The organism is Sphingomonas sp. CCH9-E2 (assembly GCF_001557215.1).
GTDB lineage: Bacteria > Pseudomonadota > Alphaproteobacteria > Sphingomonadales > Sphingomonadaceae > Sphingomonas.
Genome location: NZ_LSJM01000206.1, coordinates 1 through 3,475, shown reverse-complemented (window position 1 = coordinate 3,475; position 3,475 = coordinate 1). Strand labels below are relative to the sequence as shown.

Below are 3,475 nucleotides of genomic sequence, written 5' to 3'. Positions count from 1 at the left end.
GTGCACCCGCGCAATTCGGACCGCCCAATGGCAATGTCTGGAAGCTGACCAGCGCCACGCAGAACCGCCCGATCGCGCGTACCGTTGAGTTCGATCCGATGACCGGCGACGTGCTTGCGCGCAGCGGCTTTGCCGATAGGCACCCGATCGACCGGGTGATCGGATATGGCATCGCTTGGCATGAAGGCCAGCTGTTCGGGTGGGTCAACCAACTGGTCGGCGTGCTGACCGCGCTGGCGCTGATGCTGCTGGCGGTGAGCGGCGGCGTCATGTGGTGGCGGCGACGGCCCGACGGTTCGCTCGGCGCGCCGCCGCATCCGGGTGACGCAAAGCTGCGCGTAGTGGCAGCGATCACCCTTGTCATGGCGGCGCTGTTGCCGATGCTGGCGCTTTCATTGATTGTCGTGTTCGTGTTCGACCGGCTGATCCTGCCGCGCTTCCCGCGCACGGCACGCTGGCTCAACCGTACCCGCCCGGCCTGAGAGACAGTGGCCGGGCGGGCGGTAGTCCCGCCGATGGTCAAAGAGGGAAATCACATCGGCGGGGTGCCGCGCGGGACCGGGTAAAACCCGCGCGACGGGGGTCGGTTCAGGGCAGAAGGACCGAGTCCACCACGTGAATCACGCCATTCTTCTGCGCGACATCGGCGATGGTGATGTTCGAGGTGCCGCCCTTGGCATCGGTGACGATCCAGCCATTGCCGCGCATCGACAGGGTGATCTTGGCGCCCTGGACGGTAGTCAGCTCGAGCTTGCCGCCATTGGCCTTCGCTTTGGCGGCGATGTCGGCGGCCATCATCTTGCCCGGGACGACGTGATAGGTCAGCACCGCGGTCAGCGTGCCCTTGTTCTCCGGCTTCAGCAGCGTGTCGACGGTGCCCGCGGGCAGCTTCGCGAACGCGGCATTGGTCGGCGCGAACACGGTGAACGGGCCAGGCGACTTGAGCGTGTCGACCAGGCCGGCAGCCTTCACCGCCGCGACCAGCGTGGTGTGATCCTTCGAATTGACCGCGTTATCGACGATGTCCTTGGTCGGATACATGGCGGCACCGCCGACCATCTTGGTTTGTCCGGCGACGGCAACCGAACCGGTGGCCAGTGCGGCACCGGCGAGCGCCAGTGCGAAATGCGAGGTACGAAACTTCATACATCCTCCTGCTGTCGTGGCAGTGCCCGGCCCGCGTGGGACCGGGTTGCGCAGGAGATACGGGCGCGGATGCGGCCCGGATGTCAGATGCCGAAAATTTTTCCTGCAGCGACGCGCGGGCCGGTCGGCGCGGGGTGCGGCGCGGTCGCGCGCGGCTCCATCGTGATCGCCAGCGTAGCGCCGTCATGCATCATCGACCGATGCCCTTCGGCCACGACCAGCTGCGTATCGCCCGCGGGCCGAATGACGCCGAGCGAGCGCGGGATGCCATCCTCGGGGATAATCCACAGCTCCGGCACGCGCGGGTCGTCGCCCATATCCTGCGCAACCAGCCGCAGCTGCGCAGTTACCGGGTCGTAGCGTGCGGCGACGAACGGCCCCTCCTCCGTGCCGCGCAGCTGCGCGACGATGGCGGGCTGCACCGTCACCTGGGCCGGCGGCGGGTTGATCGACGGTTCGGGGCGCGGGATGACGAGCATCACCGCGAGCGCGGCCGCAACTGCGCCCGCTGCGGCCGTACCGAACTGCCAGCGGCGCAGCTGGCGACGCGGCACCAGATCGACCACGGGCGCAGGCGCCACGCCATCGATCGCGCGCTCGATCCGGCTCCACAATGCGTCCGGCGGCATTTCGTCGGGCACGTCGAGCGCCATGCCCGCCAGCCGCTCGCGCCACGCCTCGACCTCCTCGGCAAAGGCCGCGTTGGTCAGCAGGCGGCGGTTGGCGGCGGCCAGCGCGTCGCCCTCCAGCACGCCGAGCGCCAGTTCGGCCGCAAGCAGTTCGCGCGCGTCGGGAAGGTCCATCGGATCAACCATCGCCCAAGCACGCCTTCAACTGCAACAGGCCGCGACGAATCCAGGTCTTCATCGTGCCGAGCGGCACGCGCTCACGTTCAGCCAGCTCGGTATAGGTCAATCCGCCGAAAAAGGCTGCGCGGATCGCCGAGGACGCACGCGCCTCCAGCGCGTCGAGACAGGCGCGCATACGGCCCTGCTCCTGAGCATCTTCGATCACCGCGTCGGCGGCGGGGCGCTCGTCGGCGACCATCGCGGCCGCATCGATCGGCGCGGCAGCGGCTGCCGGACGCGACCTCAGCCGGTCGATCGCGCTGTTGCGGGCGATGGCGGCAAGCCAGGTGATCGGGCTGGCGCGCTCAGGGTCGAAGCGCCCCGCCCGCTGCCACACCTTCACATAGACTTCCTGCACCACGTCCTCTGCTTCCTCCCGGCTCCCACAGATACGCAGGCAAATCCCGAAAAGCTTCGCGCTGGTCAGATTATAGACCTCCGCCAGCGCGGCACGGTCGCCCCGGCCCACCGAAATCAGCGCATCGGCCAGCCGCTTGCGCGCGAGAGTTGCGGAGGGCGAAGGCGGCGTCACGGCGCGAACCCTAACGCACCCGGCGTCGTGCGCAAGCGGGCGCGATCACCCGAGGCCAAGTTCATCGGCCACCGCATCGAGATCGGCACCGGCGGGGACCAGCAGCCACTCGCGGCTCGCCGCACCATTGACCATGGTCACCGCACCGCGCGGGCAAACGCCAAGGCATTTGACGTCGACGATGCCTGCTGCAGCCTTGCGCCCTTTTTTCAGATGCAGGTGTTTGCGCAGCGCTTTGCCCAGCGGCGCCTTGCCCTTGGGGCCAAACCCGCCGTCGAGCTTTTTCGAGCATTTCGCACAGACCAGAACCGCATTCGCCCAGTTCGACCGGACCTGCGTCTTCAATCCGGCCGCCATTGCCGCCGCTCTTCGGCGGTGCGCAGCACTTCATAGGCCGCCTGGATCGCCTGAAAGCGCTTGGCCGCTTCGGCGTCGCCCGGGCGAATATCGGGATGGTTCGACTTGGCGAGCCGCCGCCACGCCGTGCGCACATCCTCAAAGCTCGCGTCCGGCTCCAGCTCCAGCACGTCGAGAGCGCGCATCTCGTCGCGCGAGCGCGTGCCGTCGCCCGGGCCAGCCCAGGCATTATGCTTGCTCTCCGCATAGCCATTCGCGGTGCGCCGCTCATCGGCCTCGCGCTTGGCGGCCTCTTCGGCGGTCAGCCCCTCGAAATAATTCCAGTTGCGGTTGTATTCGCCGGCATGTTCCTCGCAGAAGTACCAGCGTTCCGGGCTGTTGGGCGATTTGGGCGCCGGGCGATCACCGGGCTTGTCGCAGCCTTCGCGGTCGCACAGGCGCACTTTTACCGCTTCCCGCTCGGCCCCATAGGCTCGCCAGCGGGGAAAGCCCCAGTCCATCGATCGAGAAGAACGCGCCATTATTGGCCAGATAGGACGCGATTGTGACGAACGCCACCCCGCCCGGTGTTTTCCCCATGCGGGTTGACGCC

6 protein-coding genes are annotated in these 3,475 nt (G+C 67.8%); 1 reads left to right on the top strand and 5 read right to left on the bottom strand.

Annotated elements, in window-relative coordinates; all coding sequences use genetic code 11:
• On the top strand, positions 1 to 482 hold a 482-nt coding region (locus tag AX681_RS09945; RefSeq protein ID WP_197424276.1), incomplete at its 5' end, for a PepSY domain-containing protein.
• Positions 483 to 588: 106 nt separating this feature from the next.
• On the opposite strand, the gene AX681_RS09940 is transcribed toward AX681_RS09945, so the two are convergent.
• The 5 genes from AX681_RS09940 to AX681_RS09920 form a co-directional block, all read right to left on the bottom strand.
• Positions 589 to 1,146 (bottom strand): fasciclin domain-containing protein, encoded by a 558-nt coding sequence (locus tag AX681_RS09940; protein WP_066661705.1) that lies wholly within the window; start codon positions 1,144 to 1,146, stop codon positions 589 to 591.
• Between the two features lie 83 nt (positions 1,147 to 1,229).
• Positions 1,230 to 1,961 carry an anti-sigma factor gene (locus tag AX681_RS09935; RefSeq protein ID WP_082738021.1) on the bottom strand — a complete coding sequence of 244 codons (732 nt, stop codon included), beginning with the start codon at positions 1,959 to 1,961 and terminating at the stop codon, positions 1,230 to 1,232.
• Complete coding sequence (locus AX681_RS09930; protein WP_066661696.1) at positions 1,954 to 2,526, bottom strand: sigma-70 family RNA polymerase sigma factor; 573 nt, start codon at positions 2,524 to 2,526, stop codon at positions 1,954 to 1,956. The genes AX681_RS09935 and AX681_RS09930 overlap by 8 nt, the downstream gene beginning before the upstream one ends.
• A gap of 45 nt (positions 2,527 to 2,571) precedes the next feature.
• Positions 2,572 to 2,883: a hypothetical protein gene (locus AX681_RS09925; protein ID WP_066661689.1), complete on the bottom strand. Its 312-nt coding sequence runs from the start codon at positions 2,881 to 2,883 to the stop codon at positions 2,572 to 2,574.
• The gene (locus tag AX681_RS09920) at positions 2,868 to 3,404 is read right to left on the bottom strand and encodes a J domain-containing protein (RefSeq protein ID WP_066661688.1); all 537 of its coding nucleotides are present in this window, start codon (positions 3,402 to 3,404) and stop codon (positions 2,868 to 2,870) included. The genes AX681_RS09925 and AX681_RS09920 overlap by 16 nt, the downstream gene beginning before the upstream one ends.
• Positions 3,405 to 3,475 lie beyond the last annotated feature (71 nt).